The sequence below is a fragment of the Sphingomonas sp. BE123 genome, from assembly GCF_031456015.1.
Lineage (GTDB): Bacteria > Pseudomonadota > Alphaproteobacteria > Sphingomonadales > Sphingomonadaceae > Sphingomonas.
The window spans coordinates 944,117-964,754 of sequence record NZ_JAVDTW010000001.1 but is presented as its reverse complement, the minus strand read 5'-3'; the positions used below and the strand labels follow the sequence as shown (position 1 = coordinate 964,754).

Annotated in this window: 19 protein-coding genes; all 19 read left to right on the top strand. The window is 68.0% G+C overall.

The window, feature by feature from the left end; translation table 11 throughout:
- Positions 1-126: 126 nt before the first annotated feature.
- The 19 genes from J2Y54_RS04880 to ftsZ all read left to right on the top strand — a co-directional run bounded on the left by J2Y54_RS04880 (position 127) and on the right by ftsZ (position 20,638).
- Complete coding sequence (locus J2Y54_RS04880; protein ID WP_310037410.1) at positions 127-1,104, top strand: cysteine synthase A; 978 nt, start codon at positions 127-129, stop codon at positions 1,102-1,104.
- Positions 1,105-1,169: 65 nt separating this feature from the next.
- The gene (locus J2Y54_RS04875; protein WP_310037408.1) at positions 1,170-1,487 is read left to right on the top strand and encodes a hypothetical protein; all 318 of its coding nucleotides are present in this window, start codon (positions 1,170-1,172) and stop codon (positions 1,485-1,487) included.
- A gap of 395 nt (positions 1,488-1,882) precedes the next feature.
- The gene (locus J2Y54_RS04870; protein ID WP_310037407.1) at positions 1,883-2,353 is read left to right on the top strand and encodes a division/cell wall cluster transcriptional repressor MraZ; all 471 of its coding nucleotides are present in this window, start codon (positions 1,883-1,885) and stop codon (positions 2,351-2,353) included.
- On the top strand, positions 2,350-3,315 hold the full coding sequence (gene rsmH / locus J2Y54_RS04865) for a 16S rRNA (cytosine(1402)-N(4))-methyltransferase RsmH (RefSeq protein WP_405052876.1): 966 nt from the start codon (positions 2,350-2,352) through the stop codon (positions 3,313-3,315). Before J2Y54_RS04870 ends, rsmH begins: the two co-directional genes overlap by 4 nt.
- Before the next feature lie 10 nt (positions 3,316-3,325).
- Positions 3,326-3,979 (top strand): hypothetical protein, encoded by a 654-nt coding sequence (locus J2Y54_RS04860; RefSeq protein ID WP_310037405.1) that lies wholly within the window; start codon positions 3,326-3,328, stop codon positions 3,977-3,979.
- Complete coding sequence (locus tag J2Y54_RS04855; RefSeq protein ID WP_310037403.1) at positions 3,976-5,721, top strand: penicillin-binding protein 2; 1,746 nt, start codon at positions 3,976-3,978, stop codon at positions 5,719-5,721. The genes J2Y54_RS04860 and J2Y54_RS04855 overlap by 4 nt, the downstream gene beginning before the upstream one ends.
- Positions 5,718-7,133: a UDP-N-acetylmuramoyl-L-alanyl-D-glutamate--2,6-diaminopimelate ligase gene (locus tag J2Y54_RS04850; RefSeq protein WP_310037401.1), complete on the top strand. Its 1,416-nt coding sequence runs from the start codon at positions 5,718-5,720 to the stop codon at positions 7,131-7,133. Before J2Y54_RS04855 ends, J2Y54_RS04850 begins: the two co-directional genes overlap by 4 nt.
- Positions 7,130-8,509, top strand: a complete 1,380-nt coding sequence (murF, locus tag J2Y54_RS04845) for a UDP-N-acetylmuramoyl-tripeptide--D-alanyl-D-alanine ligase (RefSeq protein WP_310037399.1) — start codon at positions 7,130-7,132, stop codon at positions 8,507-8,509. Before J2Y54_RS04850 ends, murF begins: the two co-directional genes overlap by 4 nt.
- 7 nt (positions 8,510-8,516) lie before the next feature.
- Positions 8,517-9,587, top strand: coding sequence for a phospho-N-acetylmuramoyl-pentapeptide-transferase (gene mraY / locus J2Y54_RS04840; protein WP_310037396.1), 1,071 nt, complete (start codon positions 8,517-8,519; stop codon positions 9,585-9,587).
- A complete protein-coding gene (gene murD / locus J2Y54_RS04835) occupies positions 9,584-10,981 on the top strand; it encodes a UDP-N-acetylmuramoyl-L-alanine--D-glutamate ligase (RefSeq protein WP_310037395.1) in 1,398 nt (465 codons plus the stop codon). Before mraY ends, murD begins: the two co-directional genes overlap by 4 nt.
- A complete protein-coding gene (locus tag J2Y54_RS04830) occupies positions 10,978-12,207 on the top strand; it encodes an FtsW/RodA/SpoVE family cell cycle protein (protein ID WP_310037394.1) in 1,230 nt (409 codons plus the stop codon). The genes murD and J2Y54_RS04830 overlap by 4 nt, the downstream gene beginning before the upstream one ends.
- Entirely contained in the window at positions 12,204-13,367 is a 1,164-nt protein-coding gene (gene murG / locus J2Y54_RS04825; protein WP_310037393.1) for an undecaprenyldiphospho-muramoylpentapeptide beta-N-acetylglucosaminyltransferase, read from the top strand. Before J2Y54_RS04830 ends, murG begins: the two co-directional genes overlap by 4 nt.
- The gene (gene murC, locus J2Y54_RS04820; RefSeq protein WP_310037391.1) at positions 13,364-14,794 is read left to right on the top strand and encodes a UDP-N-acetylmuramate--L-alanine ligase; all 1,431 of its coding nucleotides are present in this window, start codon (positions 13,364-13,366) and stop codon (positions 14,792-14,794) included. The genes murG and murC overlap by 4 nt, the downstream gene beginning before the upstream one ends.
- On the top strand, positions 14,791-14,985 hold the full coding sequence (locus J2Y54_RS04815) for a hypothetical protein (protein ID WP_310037390.1): 195 nt from the start codon (positions 14,791-14,793) through the stop codon (positions 14,983-14,985). Before murC ends, J2Y54_RS04815 begins: the two co-directional genes overlap by 4 nt.
- A complete protein-coding gene (gene murB / locus J2Y54_RS04810) occupies positions 14,982-15,911 on the top strand; it encodes a UDP-N-acetylmuramate dehydrogenase (protein ID WP_405052875.1) in 930 nt (309 codons plus the stop codon). The genes J2Y54_RS04815 and murB overlap by 4 nt, the downstream gene beginning before the upstream one ends.
- The gene (locus J2Y54_RS04805; RefSeq protein ID WP_310037386.1) at positions 15,908-16,852 is read left to right on the top strand and encodes a D-alanine--D-alanine ligase; all 945 of its coding nucleotides are present in this window, start codon (positions 15,908-15,910) and stop codon (positions 16,850-16,852) included. The genes murB and J2Y54_RS04805 overlap by 4 nt, the downstream gene beginning before the upstream one ends.
- Positions 16,849-17,760: a cell division protein FtsQ/DivIB gene (locus J2Y54_RS04800; RefSeq protein WP_310037384.1), complete on the top strand. Its 912-nt coding sequence runs from the start codon at positions 16,849-16,851 to the stop codon at positions 17,758-17,760. Before J2Y54_RS04805 ends, J2Y54_RS04800 begins: the two co-directional genes overlap by 4 nt.
- Positions 17,761-17,763: 3 nt before the next feature.
- A complete protein-coding gene (gene ftsA, locus J2Y54_RS04795) occupies positions 17,764-19,026 on the top strand; it encodes a cell division protein FtsA (protein ID WP_310037382.1) in 1,263 nt (420 codons plus the stop codon).
- A gap of 115 nt (positions 19,027-19,141) precedes the next feature.
- The gene (ftsZ, locus tag J2Y54_RS04790; RefSeq protein ID WP_310037381.1) at positions 19,142-20,638 is read left to right on the top strand and encodes a cell division protein FtsZ; all 1,497 of its coding nucleotides are present in this window, start codon (positions 19,142-19,144) and stop codon (positions 20,636-20,638) included.

Genomic DNA, 20,638 nt, shown 5'->3' with positions numbered 1-20,638 from the left:
CCGACCTACTCTTTTCTACCATAAGGCGATGGAGGGTGCCAGCGGTGGCGCCGGGCAAGCCCGTAGCGGTGCCCGTATAGTTTCGCTTGCTTGCGGCGCGGTGGGGGCGGTGCCTATGTTCCGGCCATGAAAGTTGCACAGGATACCATCGCGCTGATCGGCAACACCCCGCTCGTCCGGCTGAAAGGGCCGAGCGAGGCCGCCGGGTGCGACATTTTCGGCAAGTGCGAATTCGCCAATCCCGGCGCGAGCGTGAAGGATCGCGCGGCGTTATTCATCGTCGAGGATGCCGAGGCGCGCGGGCTGATCCAGCCGGGCGGGACGATCGTCGAGGGGACGGCGGGGAATACCGGCATCGGGCTGGCGCTGGTCGCCAATGCCAAGGGCTACAGGACGATCATCGTCATGCCCGAGACGCAGAGTCGCGAGAAGATGGACACGCTGCGCGCGCTGGGCGCGGAGCTGGTGCTGGTGCCGGCGGCGCCCTATTCGAACCCCGGGCATTTCGTGCACACCAGTCGCCGGATCGCGGAAGAGACGCCCAACGCGATCTGGGCGAACCAGTTCGACAATATCGCCAACCGCCGCGCGCATATCGTCGGGACCGCCGAGGAAATCTGGACCCAGATGGAGGGGCGGATCGATGGCTTTACCTGTGCCGCCGGGACCGGTGGGACGATTGCCGGCGTTGGCCTGGGCCTCAAGGAAAAGGACGACAAGGTCCGCATCGCGCTGAGCGATCCGCATGGCGCTGCGCTGTATAATTATTACGCGCATGGCGAGCTGAAGGCCGAGGGGTCGTCGGTGGCCGAGGGGATCGGGCAGGGGCGGATTACCGCCAATCTGGAAGGCGCGCCGATCGACACGCAGTTCCGCATTTCCGACGCGGAAGGGATGGCGTGGGTGCGCCGGTTGCTGGCCGAGGAAGGGCTGTGCCTGGGCCTGTCGTCGGGGATCAATGTCGCGGGTGCGGTGGCGCTGGGGCGCGAACTGGGACCGGGCGCGCGGGTTGCGACGATCCTGTGCGATACGGGTTTCCGTTATCTTTCAACGCTTTATAGCCAGGAATGGTTGCGACTCAAGGGGCTGGACGCCGCCGCGTGAGCGGATCGCGGCGAACGCAACGGACAAAACGGGGTTCGACAATCGGCTGTTAAGGCGTTACATTTATGCCACAGCTTATGAAGTCGATGCCCAGCGATCCTCAATCCAGCATGCAGCGGGTCCGCGTCGGACTGACCGGGCTTGCCACCGTGCTGCTGCTGATCGGGGTGGCGAGCGCGATCTTTTCATCGGCCAGGGACGAAGCCCCGGTCGTCGCCGAGGGCGCGCCCAAGCCCGAAGTGGTCGCCAACATGACCGAAGGCATGATCGCCAACAGCGCCGCCGAACCCAAGGACGAGCCGATCGCCGAACTGGGAATCGCGCCGCGCACCGCCGAAACTCCCGCAATCGAGCCAGCCCCGAGCGCCGCCCCCGGCGAGTGACCCCTTTGGTCCGGCGCCATGCGCCGCCGAGTCCGTTGTCACGGGAAATCGCCCCACATTGCCCCGCATCGCCGCCGCCGCGCCCGCAGCAGCGCCGCGGCGGCGCCACGCCTGTAAAAATACAACATCGAACAAATAGTGACCACTTAATGAATAAAGTAAAAACACTGGCAAGATGTGGGGTGAAGTGGGGCAATTTACCGTGAAATCCCGCGCTGAGGCATTGAAAACCGGGGTTGGTTGCGATAGGCCATCGCTAACGGGGTAACCTTTATCGTCGGCCAGGATCGGTCGGGGTGCGCGCGCAGGTGCGTCCCCGCAGGCGGAGAGGGTGCGCCCGGAAGCAAGGGGCAGGCGTGGCGCGCAGCGGCTACAGAGGGGTCGGCTTACAGCTGGTGGACGACAAGGGTCGTGTCGCCATCCCCGCCGGGCTGCGCGCAACGCTGGAGAAGAATAGCGGCCACCCGGTCGAGACGCGCGATGCGCGGGTGGCGATCCTGTCCACCCATGAAAGCGACAAATGCCTGGTCGCTTATGACGAGCCCTATTTCGATTCGCTGATGCAGCGGCTGGATGCGCGTGCGCTTGAGTTCGCGGGCGACCGCGGCCGGACCGATCCCAATATCTGGCGCGACGGCGTGGGCACGAGCGAGAATATCGCGTTCGACGCCTCGGGGCGATTCGTGCTGCCCGGCATGCTCGGCCACCTCGCCGGCATTCCCAAGGGCAGCTACGCCTTTTTCATGGGTGTCGGGGCGACGATCGAACTGTGGAATCCCCGCACGCTGCTGGATCACCCGACGATCTCCGAACAGATCAAGGCCGCGTGCCGCTATTGCCTCGAGGAAAAGGGGGTGGCGCTGTGACCCTGTCCCCGACCGAAAGCGCGGTTAACCAGGATCGTCCACATATTCCGGTGCTGCTCGCCGAAGTGCTGGCGGGCCTGGCGATCCAGCCGGGCGAGTGCCATGTCGACGCGACCTTTGGTGCGGGCGGCTATACCCGCGCCTTTCTGGATGCAGGCGCCGCAGTGGTGGCATTCGATCGCGATCCCGACGCGATCCGCAACGGCCAAGCGCTTGTCGATGCGTCGAAAAACCGCCTGACGCTGATCGAGGCGCCGTTTTCCGGCCTGGACCGCGAACTGGCGCTGCGCGGGCTGGGGCCGGTCGACGGCGTGACGCTGGACATCGGCGTATCGTCGATGCAGCTCGACCAGGCGGAGCGCGGATTCAGCTTTCAGCAGGACGGCCCGCTGGACATGCGGATGAGCCAGTCGGGCATGACCGCAGCCGAATTGGTTAACGAAATCGGTGAGTCCGATTTAACCACGATATTGAAGAATTACGGGGAAGAAAAACAGGCCCGGCGTGTGGCACAAGCGATCGTGAAGTCACGGCCTCACGCGCGCACGGGAGACCTGGCAAATGTGGTGCGGCGGGCCCTTGGGTACCGTCCGCATGAGAAGAAGGACCCGGCCACCCGGACCTTCCAGGCGATCCGGATTCACCTCAACCGCGAGCTCGACGAGCTTGAGGACGGGCTGGCTGCGGCCGAGCGGGCGCTGAAGCCCGGCGGGCGGCTGGCGGTGGTGACGTTCCACAGCCTGGAGGACCGGATGGTCAAGAAGTTCCTGCGCGAACGCAGCGGGAGCGAGCCGACGGGATCGCGGCATCGCCCGATGGTCGCGGCGGAACAGGCGCCGAGCTTCGAACCGCCCGCCAAGGCGGTCCGGGCCGGCGAGGACGAGATTGCGGTAAACCCGCGGGCCCGGTCGGCGACATTGCGCGTCGCCGTTCGGACCGCGGCGCCGGCATGGACGCGGTGAGGAGGCGGGAATGGCGATCAAGGCGTTGAACGGGTTCGGGTGGTTCCTGACCGGCGTGGTCGTGGCGCCGGCCTGCTACCTCGTGTCCTCGCAAGTCGCGGCCGAGCGGTCGAAGGTCGAGGCGGTCGAGCGCGCCATCGCCAAGGCGCATAAGGACATTCGCGGGCTGGAAACCGAATTCGACACGCGTGCCAACCTGGCCCAGCTCGAGCGCTGGAATGGCGAGGTGATGCGCTACACCGCGCCGACCCCGGCACAGTTCCTGTCGAGCGATGCCGAGCTGGCCGCGCTGCGCCCGCTGGAGGGCGATGGCATGGCCGAACGCTATGCCGCGATGGTCGTGCCGCAGGGCATGCCCGATGTGGTGGCGGGCGCAGCGGTGGCGTCCGATGCGGTCGCGCCGGCGCGACCGAAGGCGGCTGCCGCAGTGGCGACGCCGGCACCGGTCGTTGCGGTGGCCCGGGCCGAGGCGACGCCGGCGCCGCGCCGTGCCGATCGCGCGACGGCAGCGCGGACCGTCGCTGCAACCGCCGCGCCAGGACGGGCAAAGCCGGTGGCCGCGCGCGACGAGGCGGTCGCGGCGCTGGACCGCAAGCTGCTCAAGGATTCGAGCTTTGGCGACCTGATGCAGGGCGTCCGCGCTGAGGCCCGCAAACTGCGGTGACATTGCTGGTCGCCCCTTCGCCGCGGATCCGCACACGCGACAATGGCCGGGCATCGCCGCTGGCGGTCGCGCATGTGCGCCTGATGATCCTCGCGCTGCTGTTTTCGGCGGCGTTCGCGGTGATCATCGGGCGGCTGGCGCTGCTCGCCATTTTTGCCGAGCCGCAGCAAACGCCGAGCGTCAACGCGATGCTGGTGCCGTTGCGCGGCGATCTGGTCGACCGCAACGGCGCGCCGCTGGCGCGCACGATCGATGCGTGGTCGATCGGGGTGCGCCCGAGCCGGGTGATCGGCGACAAGGCCGAACTGGCGCGGCTGCTGGCCGCGACGCTGCCCGGCAAGAGCGCGCAGGACTATGCCCGGCTGCTCAACAGCGACGCGAGCTTCACCTATCTCAAGCGGCGCGCGGTACCCGAGCTGGTGGCGGCGGTGCACGCGCTGGGCGAGCCGGGGATCGAGTTCGCGCGCGAACCCCAGCGCCTGTATCCGCAGGCGACGCTGGCCGCGCATGCGCTGGGCTTTGTCGATTTCGACGGCAAGGGCGTCAGCGGGATGGAGCATGTGCTGGATCGACAGCTGACCGATCCGGCGCAGCGCGGCAAGCCGGTGGCGCTGGCGATCGACCTGCGCGCGCAGGCGGCGCTGGAAAGCGAACTCGGCGCGGCGATGACCAGTTTTCAGGCGCGTGGCGCGGCGGGCGTGATCCTGGACGTGTCGACCGGCGAGATCATGGCGATGACGTCGCTGCCGACGTTCAACCCCAATAATGTGAAGGGCGCCAATCCCGAGCATTTCCGGAACAACGTGACGCAGAGCGTCTATGAGCTGGGGTCGACGTTCAAGCCGCTGGCGATGGCGTTCGCGATCGAGAGCGGCGTCGCCCCGTCGATGTCCAAGCGCTACGACGCGACCGAGCCGCTGCAGGTCGGCGGGTTTCGCATCCGCGACGATCATGCGCAGAAGCGCTGGCTGAACATCCCCGAGACGCTGATCCATTCGTCGAACATCGCGACCGCGCGGATTGCCGACGAGCTGGGCAAGGAGCGGATGGAGGCGATGTTCCGTGGCCTTGGCTTCGATACCAAGGCGCCGATCGAGCTGGGCGGCGTGGCCGGGCCGATCTGGCCGAAATACTGGGCGCGCACCACGGTGATGACCACCGCTTATGGCCATGGCATCGCCGTGACGCCGCTGCACCTGGCCAGCGCCTATGCCGCGATGGTCAATGGCGGCGTGTGGCGCCCGGCAACGCTGCGCAAGGTCGAGCCGGGCAAGGCGCCGGCGGGGCGGCGCGTGATTTCGGAGGCGACCAGCGCGCGGATGCGGCAGCTGATGCGCCTGATCGTCACGCATGGCACGGGCAGCAAGGCGGATGCGCCGGGCTATCGCGTCGGCGGCAAGACCGGGACGGCCGAGGTGCCCGGGCGCGGCGGTTATCAGCGCAACAAGAATGTCTCGACCTTTGCGGCGGCTTTCCCGATGGACGCGCCGCGCTATGTGGTGCTGGTGATGCTCGATTCGCCCATTGGCAATGCCCAGTCCGCCGGCCAGTCCACCGCGGGCTGGACCGCAGCCCCCGTCGTCAACCGCGTCGTGATGCGCACCGGCGCGATGCTGGGCGTCGTGCCCGATGCCCGGCGCGACGTCGATGTTTCCGACCTGACTCCGCTGCTGTGGAAGGGCGAGGAGAAGGGCAAGCCCGCAACCGCGACGGCAGCGCTGGGCGCGGGGGTGGACGAGTGAGGCTGGGCGACCTCACCGGCGGGGACGAGGCCGCCACCGTCACCGGCTTTGCGATCGATCACCGGAAAGTGGCGCCGGGCACGGTGTTCGGCGCGTTTCGGGGCATCCGCTTCAACGGCGAGGATTTCATCGCCGAGGCCGTCGCGCGGGGCGCCATCGCGGTGATCGCGCGGCCCGAAGTGCAGGTCGAGGGGGCGGTGCACATCGCCACCGACCATCCGCGTACCGAGTTCGCCCGCGTCGCCGCGCGCTTCTTTGCGCCCTTTCCCGAAACGACGGTCGCGGTCACCGGGACCAACGGCAAGACGTCGACGGTCGAAATGGTGCGGCAGTTGTGGCGCATGGCCGGACATCATGCCGCGTCGATCGGGACGCTTGGCGTCACCACGGCGGGCGAGATGGTGTCGACCGGGCTGACCACGCCCGACGTCGTCACCTTTCTGTCCAACGTCGCGGGACTGGCGCGCGAGGGCGTGTCGCACCTGGCGTTCGAGGCGTCGAGCCACGGCCTGTCGCAATATCGCACCGAAGGGCTGCCGGTGCGCGCGGCGGCGTTCACCAACCTCAGCCGCGACCATCTCGACTATCACAAGGACATGGCGGATTATCTGACCGCCAAGCTGCGGCTGTTCGCCGACGTGCTCGACCCCGACGGGACCGTGGTGGTGTGGGCGGACGATCCGCATAGCGAGCGGGTGATCGACATTGCGCGGATGCGCGGCAATCCGATCATCACCGTGGGCGAACATGGCGACACGATCCGGCTGGTGTCGCGCGCGCCGACGCTGCTCGACCAGCAGCTGGAGATCGCGTTCGGCGGGGAAAGCTATCGCGTCGGCCTCCCGCTGATCGGCGGGTATCAGGCGGCGAACGCCCTGGTCGCGGCCGGGCTGGTGATCGCGACCGGTGGCGATCCGGCGCAGACCTTTGCCAATCTGGCGCGGTTGCAGCCGGTGCGCGGGCGGCTGGAGCGCGCGGCGATCAGCGCCGGCGGTGCACCGATCTATGTCGATTACGCCCATACCCCCGATGCGATCGAGGCGGCGATTGCCGCGCTGAAGCCGCATGTTGCCGGGCGGCTGATCCTGGTATTCGGGGCGGGCGGCGATCGCGATCCGGGCAAGCGCGCGCCGATGGGCGCTGCAGCGGCAGCCGGCGCGGACCTGGTCATCGTTACCGACGATAATCCGCGCGGCGAGGACGCGGCCACGATCCGAGCCGCAGTGATGAAGGGATGCCCCGACGCGACCGAGATCGGCGACCGGCGCGCCGCGATCATGGCCGCGGTCGCGGCGGCAGGGCCGAGCGACATCGTGCTGATCGCTGGCAAGGGGCATGAACAGGGACAGATCGTGGGCGAGATGGTGCTGCCGTTCGACGATGTGAGCGTGGCGCGGGAGGCGGCGGCATGAGCGACACGCTGTGGACCGCCGCCGAAATCGCAGCCGCGACGGGCGGCACCGCATCGGGTGACTTTGCGGTCGATGCGGTCGCGTTCGACAGCCGCGAGGTCGGGCCGGGGGCGTTGTTCTTTGCGCTGACCGGCGAAACGACCGATGGGCACCGGTTCCTCGACCAGGCCTTTGCCAGCGGCGCGGCGGGCGCGGTCGTTTCCGTGCCGACGCCGCACCCCCATGTCCTGACCGGCGACACCACCGCTGCGCTGGAAAATCTGGCGCGGGCCAGCCGTGCGCGGATGGACGGGGTGGTGATCGGCGTCACCGGGTCGGCCGGCAAGACCGGGACCAAGGAAGCGCTGTTCGCGTGCCTCGACCGGCCCGAGCCGGGGCAGGCGCACCGTTCGGTCAAGAGCTACAACAACCATACCGGCGTTCCGCTGAGCCTGGCGCGGATGCCGCGCGACACGCGCTTTGGCGTGTTCGAGATGGGGATGAACCATGCCGGCGAGCTGGCCGCGCTGACCCGGATCGTGCGGCCGCACATCGCCATCGTCACCACCATCGCCCCGGCACACACCGAATTCTTCGACAGCGTCGAAGGCATTGCCGACGCCAAGGGCGAGATTTTCCAGGGGCTGGAGCCCGGCGGGACGGCGATCGTGCCGTTCGACAGCCCGTATCGCGACCGGCTGATCGCTGCGGCACAGCCGCATGCGGCGCGGATCGTGACGTTCGGGCTGGGCAAGGGTGCCGATGTGCGCGCGGTCGAGGTGCTGCACGGCCAGCCGGGCGGGACGTTCATTACCGCGAAGATCGGGGACGCGCACACGCTGAGCTTTACCCTGTCGCAGCCGGGCGATCATTGGGTCGCCAATGCGATGGCGGTGCTGGCGGCGGTCGCGGCGGCGGGCGGCGACCTGGAGCAGGCGGGCCTTGCGCTGGGCGAGCTGGGCGGGATCGCCGGGCGGGGCGCCCAGCTGACCGCGCGGATCGGCGCGGGCGAGCTGCTGATCATCGACGAAAGCTACAATGCCAACCCGGCATCGATGCGCGCGACGCTGGCCGTGCTGGCCGGGACGCGCGCGCAACGCCGCGTCGCGATCCTGGGCGAAATGCGCGAACTGGGCGTGGAGTCGGAGCGGTATCACGCCGAGCTGGACGGCCCGATCCTCGACGCCGGCGTCGAAGCGGTGCTTCTTGTCGGCGAAGGGATGGCGCCGCTTGCCCGCGCGCTTGAGGGGCGGGTCGATTTGGTCCATGTGCCCGACGCGGCAAGTGCCAGCGCGCGGCTTGCCACGATGCTGCGCCCGGGTGACGCGGTTCTCATCAAGGGTTCGAACGGGGTCGGGCTGTCGCGCGTGGTGACGGCGCTGACTCAGGGGGCATAGGCGGGGAATGTTCTACGAGATCGCCGAATGGCTGGGCTTTCCGGGCATTCTCAACCTGTTCCGTTACCTGTCGTTCCGCACCGGAGCGGCGGTCGCGACCGCGCTGCTGATCGGCCTGATCATCGGGCCGCGCTTCATCGGCTGGCTGCGCGTCCGCCAGGGCAAGGGGCAGCCGATCCGCACCGACGGACCGCAGAGCCACCTGGCCAAGCGCGGCACGCCGACGATGGGTGGCCTCATGATCCTGACCAGCCTGTCGCTGGCGGTGCTGCTGTGGATGGACCTCAGCAATCCGTACATCTGGGCCTGTGTCTTCGTGACGCTGGGCTTTGCGATGATCGGGTTCCTCGACGACTATGACAAGGTGCGCAAGGCGAGCACTGCGGGCGTTTCGGGCCGGGTGCGGCTGCTGGGCGAGTTCGCGATTGCCGGCGTGGCGGCGTGGATCATCACGCAGCAGAACGGAACGGTGCTGTACGTGCCGTTCTTCAGCCAGTTCAGCGTCGACCTTGGCTATTTCTACATCGTCTTTGCCGCGTTCACGATCGTCGCGTTCGGCAATGCGGTCAACCTGACCGACGGGCTCGACGGGCTGGCGACGATGCCGGTGATCATCGCGAGCAGCGCGTTCCTGCTGATCGCCTATCTGGTCGGGAACAAGGTGTTCGCGACCTATCTGGGCATTCCGCACGTGGCCGGCGCAGGCGATCTTGCCATCTTCTGCGGCGCGATCATCGGGGCGGGGCTGGCGTTCCTGTGGTTCAATGCGCCGCCGGCCGCGGTGTTCATGGGCGATACCGGCAGCCTGGCGCTGGGCGGCGCACTCGGCGCGATTGCCGTGGCGACGCATCACGAGCTGGTGCTGGGCATCATCGGCGGGCTGTTCGTGGTCGAGGCGCTGAGCGTCATCATCCAGGTGTTCTGGTACAAGCGGACGGGCCGCCGCGTGTTCCGCATGGCGCCGATCCACCATCATTTCGAACAGCTTGGCTGGAGCGAGCCGACGGTCGTGATCCGCTTCTGGATCATCGCCTTCGTCCTTGCGCTGGCGGGGCTGGCGACGCTGAAACTGCGGTGATCGTTTCGCGCGCCTGGCGCGGGAAACGCTTTGCGGTACTCGGGCTGGCGCGGTCGGGGGCGGCGACCGTGCGCGCGCTGGTGGCCGCCGGGGCGCAAGTGACGGCTTGGGATTCGAAGGCCGAGGCGCGGAATGCCTTTTCTCCCTCTCTCCGCTTGCGGGGAGAGGGTCGGGGAGAGGGGGACTCTGCCACGGGCGATGCACTGGGTGGACAGGCCCCTCTCCCAACCCTCTCCCCTGAAGGGGAGAGGGCTATTTCGTTGGTCGACCCGCTGGAGATCGACCTCAGCGGGTTTGCCGGGGTCGTGGTCTCGCCCGGCGTTCCGCTCAACACCCATCCGATCGCCGCCAAGACGCGCGACGCGGGCGTGCCGGTTATCGGCGATATCGAGCTGTTCGCGCAGGCGCGGGGCGAACTTCCGGCGCACAAGGTGGTCGGGATTACCGGGACCAATGGCAAGTCGACCACGACCGCGCTGATCCATCATATCCTGGAGACTGCGGGCATTCCGGCGCGGTTGGGCGGGAATATCGGGCTTCCCATACTCGGGCAGGAGCCGTTGCCGGAGGGGGGCGTCTATGTGCTGGAGCTGTCGAGCTATCAGATCGACCTGACCCAGAGCCTCGATTGCGAGGTCGCGGTGCTACTCAACATCACGCCGGATCATCTCGACCGCTATGACGGGTTCGATGCCTATGCGGCGTCGAAGGCCCGGTTGTTCGACATGCAGTCCAATGGGCATGCCGCGATCATCGGGATCGCCGACGAAGCGTCGCAGGGCGTGGCGAAGCGGCTCGCGCGGTCCGGGCGCGCCGAGGACGTGACCCGGATCGCGCCGGGCGGCTGCATGGACCAGTCGCGCTGGCCGGCGCTGCAGGGGCCGCATAATGCGCAGAATGCGCTCGCCGCCATCGCCGCGTGCGCGGCGCTGGGGGTGGATCAGGCGCGCATCGACCGCGGGCTGGAGAGCTTTCCGGGGCTTCCGCACCGGATGGAGCGGGTGGCGACCAAGAACGGCGTGCTGTTCGTCAATGACAGCAAGGCGACCAATGCGGAATCGGTGGCGCCGGCGCTGGCCGCCTATCCGCGCATTCACTGGATTGCGGGCGGCAAGGCCAAGACCGCCGATCTCGATGCGTGCCGCCCGGGTTTCCCCCATATTGTCCGCGCCTATACCATCGGCGAAGCCACCGAGATGTTCGCGGATATCCTGAAGCACGACATGCCGGTCGAACGCTCCGGCACGCTTGCCGAGGCGGTGCGCGCGGCCGCGGCGAACGCGGTGGCGGGCGAGGTGGTGCTGTTGTCGCCGGCATGCGCGTCGTTCGACCAGTTCCGCGACTATGAGGATCGCGGCGACCAGTTCCGCGCGGCGGTGGAGGCTTTGGCATGAGCGACGTGATCCGCGCGACGACCAAGCGCAAGCCGTTGCGCGAGCGGTTCGAGGATCAGCTGAGCCGTGGCAGCAAGACGCCGCTGGGCCTGTGGTTCTGGGAAATCGACCGGATCCTGCTGCTACTGGCATTGTTGCTGATCGGGATCGGGCTGGTCGCGGTGGCGGCGGCGTCGCCGGCATCGGCGGAGCGCTATTCCGACGCCGCCAAGCAATTTGCGCCGATGCATTATTTCTGGCGCCAGGCGGTGTGGATCGGCCTGTCGGTGCCGGTGCTGCTGGCGGTATCGATGCTGCCGGTCGGATTTGCGCGGCGCGCGGCGATCCTGGGGACGGGCATCTGCGTCCTGCTGGTCGGCATTGCCGCCTTTTTCGGGACCGAGGTGAATGGCGCGCGGCGCTGGATCGGGTTCGGCATCGCGTCGTTCCAGCCATCGGAGTTCCTCAAGCCGCTGTACATCGTCACCACCGCCTGGCTGTTGTCGCTGCGCGCGCGCGATCCCGACCTGCCGGTGATCCCGGTCACCGGGGTGCTGACCTTTGTCATCGCCGTGCTGCTGATGAAGCAGCCCGATTTCGGCCAGACATTGGTGTTCGGCGCGGTATGGGTGGTGCTGCTGATGCTCGCCGGGATTTCGACCCGCGCGATCGGCGTGCTGGGCGGAGCCGGCGTGGCGGGGGTGGTCGCGGCCTATCTGTTCTATGACACCGCGCGGACGCGCATCGACAGCTTCCTGTTCCCCGATCCCGAAAAGGCGGCGGCGGAACATTATCAGACCGACATGGCGCACGCGGTGCTGACCGGCGGCGGGGTGACCGGCACTGGCCCCGGCGGGGGGACGGTCAAGTTCAAGCTGCCCGAGGCGCATACCGATTATATCTTTTCGGTGGTCGGCGAGGAGTTCGGGCTGATCGCGTGCATCGCCATCGTGCTGATCTATCTGGCGATGGTGGTGCGCGTGCTGATCAAGCTGCTGGATGAGGACGATGCGTTCCGCCTGCTCGCCGCAGCCGGGCTGGCGGCCCAATTCGGGATTCAGTCGGTGATCAACATGGCAGTCAATACCGGCCTTGCCCCCTCCAAGGGCATGACGCTGCCGTTCATTTCCTATGGCGGATCGTCGATGGTGGCTTTGTCGATCGGGATGGGACTGCTGCTCGCTTTCACGCGGCGGAACCCGTATCTGAAGCGTTCAAGCTATACGGTTCGAGGGAAGAACGCATGACTTCGGGACGGCATTACGTCCTCGCCGCCGGGGGTACCGGCGGGCATATGGTACCGGCAGCCGCGCTGGCGGCCGAGTTGATGCGGCGCGGGCACAGCGTCGCGCTGATTTCAGACGAGCGCGGGGTGCGCTTCCCCGACCTGTTCGACGGGATCGAGACGCATGTCGTTCCGGCATCGCGCTTTTCGGGCGGGCCGATCGGCTGGCTCAAGGCGCTGAACACCATGGCCAAGGGGCGGGCGCAGGCACGCAAGCTGTATCGCCAGTTCCGCCCGGCGGCGGTGGTGGCGTTCGGTGGCTATGCGTCGATGCCCGCGCTGTCGGCAGCCTTTGCGAGCAAGGTGCCGACGGTGATCCATGAGCAGAATGCGGTGCTGGGCCGGGTCAACCGGCTGGTCGCGGGCAAGGTCGACGCCATCGCCACCAGCTATGCCGAAGTGGCGCGGTTGAAGCCGGCCTATGCCAGCAAGACCCATCTGACCGGCAATCCGGTGCGCGAGGCGGTGCTGGAGCTGCGGCTGCGCCCCTATCCGCCGCTGGAGGAAGACGGCATTTTCCGCGTGCTGGTGACCGGCGGGAGCCAGGGCGCGTCGGTGCTGAGCCAGGTGGTGCCCGATGGCCTTGCGCTGCTGCCCGTGCATTTCCGCCGGCGGATGCAGGTGACGCATCAGGCGCGGGTCGAGGATATCGACGAGGTGCGCCGCAAATATGCCGAGCATGGCATTCCGGCGGAGATCGCGACGTACCTGCCCGACCTGCCCGAGCGGCTCGCATGGGCGCATATCGTGATTGCGCGCGCGGGCGCGTCGACGATCGCCGAGCTGACGGCGGCCGGGCGGCCGGCGATCCTGGTGCCGCTGCCTAGTGCGACCGACGATCACCAGACGGCGAATGCGCGCGAGATCAGCGCGGCGGGCGGGGCGCGGACGATCCCGCAGCGCGCGTTCACGGCGCAGGAACTGGCCAAGCAGATCCAGAAACTGGGGCTGGACCCCGAGGGGCTGGCGCATGCCGCCGCGTGCGCGCGCAGCGTGGGGCGGCCCGACGCGGTGCGCGACCTTGCCGATCTGGTGGAATCGATCGACGCCGACTGGGCGTCGGCAGGAATGGGACATGCCGAGCCGGTGAAGATCGCGCGCGGCGGGGAGGCGTTTGCGTGAAGGGTGTCGCCAAGGATATCGGCACGATCCATTTCGTCGGCATCGGCGGGATCGGCATGTCGGGCATTGCCGAGGTGATGCACAATCTGGGCTACAAGGTGCAGGGCAGCGACAGTGCCGAGGGCTATGTCGTCGAGGGCCTGCGCAAGCGCGGCATCCATATCACGATCGGGCAGAGCGCGGACAATCTGGGCGATGCGGCGGTGGTCGTCACCTCGACCGCGATCAAGCGCGACAATCCGGAGGTGCAGGCCGCCTATGCCGCGCGCGTGCCCGTCGTGCGGCGCGCGGAGATGCTGGCGGAACTGATGCGCCTCAAGTCCACCGTCGCGGTGGCGGGGACGCATGGCAAGACCACGACGACGAGCATGATCGCGGCGCTGCTGGATGCGGGTGGGATCGACCCGACCGTGATCAATGGCGGCATCATCAACCAATATGGCTCCAACGCGCGGCTGGGCGACAGCGAGTGGATGGTGGTCGAGGCCGATGAGAGCGACGGCAGCTTCCTGCGGCTCGACGGCACGATCGCGGTGGTGACCAATATCGATCCCGAGCATCTCGATCACTATGGCAGCTTCGAGCGGGCCAAGGACGCCTATGTCGAGTTTGTCGAGAATGTGCCCTTCTATGGCGCGGCGCTGCTGTGCCTCGACCATCCCGAGGTGCAGGCGATCATCCCGCGGGTGCGGGATCGCCGGATCGTGACCTATGGCTTTGCGGCGTCGGCGGATGTGCGCGGGGTGAATGTTCAGCCCTATCCGGGCGGCAACCGGTTCGAGGCGATCATTCGCCATCGCGACGGCACGACGCGGTCGATCGAGGGGATCGACCTGCCGATGCCCGGGCGGCACAATGTCCAGAACGCGCTGGCGGCGATCGGCGTGGCGCTGGAAATGGGCATCGATGACGCGACGATCCAGAACGGCTTTGCCAAGTTCGGCGGGGTCAAGCGGCGCTTTACCAAGGTCGGTGAGATTGCGTTCGAGGGGCAGCCGCCGGCGATCGTGATCGACGATTATGGCCACCATCCGGTCGAGATCCGCGCGGTGCTGTCGGCGGCGCGGGAGAGTGCGCAGGGGCGAGTGATCGCGGTGGTGCAACCGCATCGTTACTCGCGGCTCGGCAATCTGATGGATGATTTTGCGCAGGCGTTCAACGACGCCGACATGGTGCTGGTGACGCCGGTCTATGCCGCGGGCGAAGCGCCGGTCGACGGCGTGAGCGGCGCGGCGCTGGTCGAACGGACGCTGGCGCGCGGGCACCGGCTGGCGGAGAGCGTCGCTGACGCCGATGCGCTGGCGGCGCGCATCGCCGAAGTGGCGCTGCCGGGCGATCTGATCGTGTGCCTGGGCGCGGGCGACATCACGAAGTGGGCCGCTGGTCTGGCCGCAGCAGTCGATGCCAAGCGGAGCGTGGCGGCGTGAGCGACTGGTTTACCCTCGCCACCGATATGCAGCGCGAAATCCTGCGCGCGCAGAAGGCGCAGATGGACGCGGCGCAGACGATGCTCGACGCGGGCAAGGATGTCGCGAAGCTGCAGGAGGCGGGGGTGAAGGCCGCCGAGGCGAACCTGTCCTATTGGAAGCAATGGGCGAAGCTGTGGGGGGTGAAGTGAACGCAACGCTTCTCCCCAAGGTGCGGGGGAAGCTGACCCCCGACGCGCCGCTGGCGCCGCTGGTCTGGTTCAAGAGCGGCGGGACGGCGGAGTGGTTGTTCGAGCCGGCGGATGTCGAGGATCTGGCGGAGTTTCTGCGCGATCTCGATCCGGCGGTGCCGGTCATGGCGCTGGGGCTGGGGTCGAACCTGATCGTGCGCGACGGCGGGGTGCCGGGCGTGGTGGTGCGGCTGGGCAAGGCGTTTGCGAAGGTTCAGGCCGAGGGGCAGACGCTGACCTGTGGCGGCGGGGCGAGCGGGATTCTCGTGTCGTCCACTGCGCGTGACGCTGGGATTGCTGGCGTGGAATTTCTGCGGTCGATCCCCGGTACCGTGGGCGGATTCGTGCGGATGAATGGCGGCGCTTATGGGCGCGAGACCAAGGACATATTGGTGGAGTGCGACGTGGTGCTGCGGTCGGGCGAGCGGGTGACGCTGCCTGTTGCGGCGCTCGGCTATACCTATCGCCACTCCGAATTGCCCGAGGGTGCGATCGTGGTGAGCGCGACCTTTCGCGGCGAGCCGGGCGAGCCTAGCGCGATCCAGGCCGAGATGGACCGCATCGCCGCCGCGCGTGAGGCGTCGCAGCCGTTGCGGAGCAAGACCGGTGGATCGACCTTCAAGAACCCCGAGGGTGAGAAGGCTTGGGCGTTGGTCGATGCGGCGGGCTGTCGCGGCCTCATGCGCGGTGGGGCGCAGGTGAGCGAGAAGCATACCAACTTCCTGATCAACACCGGCGACGCGACCAGCGCGGATATCGAAGGGCTGGGCGACGAGGTGCGCGCGCGGGTCAAGGCGGCGAGCGGGGTTGAGCTTGAGTGGGAAATTCAGCGTGTCGGCGTGGTCGCCGATAACGCCAACCGGGACCGTGTCGGAGTGGTGAAGTGAACGACGATGTGAACCCCCTCCATGTCGCAGTCCTGATGGGCGGCTGGTCGGCCGAACGGCCGGTGTCGCTGATGTCGGGCGCGGGGATTGCCGAGGCGCTGGAGTCGCTCGGCCATAAAGTCACGCGGATCGACATGGATCGCGATGTTGCCGCGAAGCTCGCGGCGGCGAAGCCCGATGTCGTGTTCAACGCGCTGCACGGGACGCCGGGCGAGGACGGGACGGTGCAGGGGATGCTCGACCTGATGGGGCTGCGCTATACGCATAGCGGCATGGTCACGTCGGTGATCGCGATCGACAAGGTGCTGACCAAGCAGGCTTTGGTCCCGCATGGCATTCCGATGCCGGGCGGGCAGATCGTGTCGACCGCGTCGCTCTACGAAGCCGATCCGATGCCGCGCCCCTATGTGCTGAAGCCCGTCAATGAGGGGTCGTCGGTCGGCGTGGCGATCGTCACCGCCGAGGGCAATTACGGCAACCCGATCTCGGCGCAAGCCAAGGGGCCGTGGCAGGAGTTCGACGAACTGCTCGCCGAGCCGTTCATTCGCGGGCGCGAGCTGACGACGGCGGTGCTGGGCGACACGGCGTTGCTGGTGACGGAGCTGAAGCCCAAGAGCGGCTTTTACGACTTCGACGCCAAATATACCGACGGCATGACCGACCATATCTGTCCGGCGGAGATCCCCGACGAGATCGCCGAGGCGTGCAAGCGTATCGCGCTCGACGCGCATCGACTGTTAGGGTGCAAGGGTGCGTCGCGGTCGGATTTCCGCTGGGATGACGAGAAGGGGCTGGACGGGCTGTTTCTGCTGGAGGTCAATACCCAGCCGGGGATGACGCCGCTGAGCCTGGTGCCGGAACAGGCCAAGGCGCTGGGCATGAGCTATCCGCAGCTGGTGCAGGCAATCGTCGATGAGGCGATGAAGGACGGTGCGGGATGAGCCGCAAGCCGACGCCCAAGCGCCCCACGGTCAAGCCCAAGCGCCGCGCGCAACCGAAGCGCAAGCAACCGCATCTGCTCGACCGGATGGTCGCGGCGATGCCGGTGAGCGAGGCGACGCTGCACCGGATCATCGCGTGGAGCATTACCGGCATCGCGGTCGCGTCGACAATCGGCGTGGCGACGCTGTTCGGCGTGCCGGGCGCGATCGGCACGGCACTGGCCGAAGGCGTTGGGCAAGCCGGCTTTCGCGTGCAGCAGATCGAGGTGACCGGGATCAAGCGCGCCGACAAGATGACGGTGTACAACTACGCGCTGGACGAGAAGAGCCGCGCGATGCCGCTGGTCGACCTGGACGCGGTCCGCGCGCGGTTGATGACGATTGGCTGGGTCGCCGATGCGCGCGTGTCGCGCCGCCTGCCCGATACGCTGGTGGTCGATATCGTCGAGCGCAAGGCGGCGGCGGTGTGGCAGCATCAGGGGCAGCTGATGCTGATCGATGCCGAGGGCGTGCTGCTGGAGCCGGTATCGGCGGACGCGATGCCGGACCTGCCGCTGGTGATCGGCGATGGTGCCTATGCGCAGCAGCCGGCCTATCAGCGCCTGCTGGCGGCGGCGCCCGCGCTGCGCCCGCTGGTCAAGGCGGCGACGTGGATCGGCAATCGCCGCTGGGACCTGTCCTTCAACACCGGCGAGCGGCTGGCGCTGCCCGAGGGCGAGGAGGCGGCGGCCAAGGCACTGGTCAAGTTTGCCGAGCTGGACGGGGCGGACCGGTTGCTGGGGCGCGGTTACCTGCGCTTCGACCTGCGCGATCCGACGCGGCTGGTGGTGCGGATGCCCGGGCAGGTGGTCCGCAAAGAGATTGAATCGGCGGCAGAAACTGCCAGTGTGAATGTGCAGGGGGACTAAGACATGGCCAAGACCGCGCCCGAAGGACTAATTACCGCACTCGACATCGGATCGTCGAAGGTGTCGGCGCTGATCGCGCAGAAGGGCGATGGCGGCGAACTGGTCGTGCTCGGCACCGGCCAGCGCGAGAGCCGGGGCGTGCAGCGCGGCTATATCGCCGACATGGCCGCGACCGAAGTGGCGGTGCGCGAGGCGGTCGAGCAGGCCGAGCGGATCGCCGGCACCAATATCGAGGATGTCTGGGTCAGCTTCTCGGCCGGTGGGCTGGATTCGAACATCCTGCGGCTCGAGGTCGATCTGGGCGGGCATCGCGTCGAGCAGTCGGACATCGACGATCTGCTGCGCGCGGGGCGCGAGGCGATCAACCCGGGCGGGCGGATGGTGCTGCATGCGCAGCCGACGCGCTATACGCTCGACGGCCTCGCGGGGGTCAAGCAGCCGCGCGGACTGCATGCCGAGCGGCTGGGCGTCGACATCCATGTCGTGTCGACCGAGGGTGCGCCGGTGCGCAACCTCGACCTGTGCGTGCGATCGGCGCATCTGGAGGTGCGGTCGATCATCGCCGCGCCGGTCGCGACGGGGCTGGCCTGCCTGTCCGAGGAAGAGCGCGAGCTGGGCGTGGCTCTGGTCGAGATCGGCGCGGGCGTGACCAATGTGTCGGTGTACAAGGATGGCGTGCTGACCGGCCTGTCGTCGATCCAGCAGGGGTCGGCGGACATCACCGACGACATTGCCAGCGCGTTCGGGACGCGGCGCGGGCAGGCCGAGCGGATGAAGTGCTTCTATGGCAGCGCCAACATGACGCCGCGCGACAATCACGACATGATCGACATCGCGCCGGCGAGCCTGGAGGAAGAGGGCGAGGGCGCGCGGATCACGCGGGCCCAGCTGATCGCGGTGATCCGCCTGCGGCTCGACCGGCTGATGGCGGAAATCAGCAAGGAGCTGACGCGCCTCAATTTCGAGGACCCGGTCGGGCGGCAGATCGTGCTGACCGGCGGTGGCGCGGAGCTGAAGGGCGTGGCGGATTATGCGCAGCAGGCGCTGGGCCGGTCGGTCCGCGTCGGGCGTCCGCGCGGCCTGTCGGCACTGCCCGAGGCGCATGCGGGACCGGCATTCGCGACGCTGGCGGGGCTGGCGACGTTCGCGGCGGCCGATCCGGTCGACCTGCGCACGCTGGAGCCGTCGCGCGGGCAATTGGTGATCCGGAGCAATCCGAAGGCGATGCTGCAGCGGATGATGGCCGCGTTTCGGGCCAATTATTGACATTTCGTGTCATGCGCGACGGATAACGCTGGAACGCTACCGCCGCATGGTGCAGAAACAAGGGTTAGACGGGGTCCGCGCACCGGGGCGCGCCGCCCGAGGAGACTGAACGACAATGAGCATCGATTTCCTTCCGCCCGAGCTGGATGAACTGACGCCGCGCATCACGGTGATCGGCGTCGGTGGCGCGGGTGGCAACGCGATCGCGAACATGATCCGTGCCGAAGTGCAGGGGGTCGAGTTCCTGGTCGCCAACACCGACGCGCAGGCGCTGAAGCAGTCGAGCGCCGGGCAGCGTATCCAGCTGGGCGCGAAGATCACGCAGGGGCTGGGCGCGGGCAGCCGTCCGGAGATCGGTCGCGCCGCCGCCGAAGAGACGATCGAGCAGGTGCAGGAAGCGCTGACCGGCGCCCACATGTGCTTCATCGCGGCCGGCATGGGCGGCGGCACCGGCACCGGTGCAGCCCCGGTGATCGCCAAGGCAGCGCGCGACATGGGCATCCTGACCGTCGGCGTGGTCACCAAGCCGTTCGCGTTCGAAGGCAAGAAGCGCGCAATGTCGGCCGAGGCGGGCATCGAAGAGCTTCAGAAATATGTCGACACGCTGATCGTCATTCCCAACCAGAACCTGTTCCTGGTCGCCAACGCCAACACGACGTTCAAGGAAGCGTTCGAGATGGCGGACGAGGTGCTGCAGCAGGGCGTGCGCGGCATCACCGACCTGATGGTCATGCCGGGCCTGATCAACCTCGACTTTGCCGACGTCCGCGCGGTGATGAGCGAGATGGGCAAGGCGATGATGGGCACCGGCGAAGCGAGCGGCGACAGCCGCGCGATCGAGGCGGCACAGCAGGCGATCGCCAACCCGCTGCTCGACGGCGTGTCGCTGGACGGGGCCAAGGGCGTCATCGTGTCGATCACCGGCGGCGAGGACATGCGCCTGCTCGAAGTCGACGAAGCCGCGAACCATATCCGCGAGCTGGTCGACGACAACGCCAACATCATCTGGGGTTCGGCGTTCAACCCCGACCTGGAAGGCAAGATCCGCGTGTCGGTCGTCGCGACCGGGATCGAGGCGGATGCATCGGCCAAGCCGGCCGCACCCGCAACGCCGGAACCGGCGCGCAGCTTTTCCTTCGGGACCGTTCGGCGCCCGATGACCGGCGCGGCTGCGCCCGAAGCACCGGCAGCCGCCGCGCCCGAGCCCGAGCCGGTTGCGGTTCCGACCGCCCCGGCAGCGCCGGTGGCCGAGCCGGCTGCACCGGCGCCGGCGACCTTCGCCGACGAGGATGAGCTGCGGCTCGAAGCGCCCGACGCGCTTCCGGCCGAGCCGGCGGACGAGCTGGTGCTGGGATCGGAAGCAGTCGTTCCCGACGCCCCGGCCCCGGCCCCGGCGGAAACGCCGCGCGAGCCGACGATCCGGCGCCGCTGGCTGACCGGTGGCGACGATGCCGATGCGGCGCCCGCTCCGGCCCCGGCGGAAACGCCCAAGGCGCGCAGCGGCGGGACGCTGTTCGAGCGCATGGCCGCGGCGCGCAATGCATCGCGCGATGACGACGACAAGGATCCGCTGGACATCCCGCGCTTCCTGAACCGTCAGAATAATCAGTGA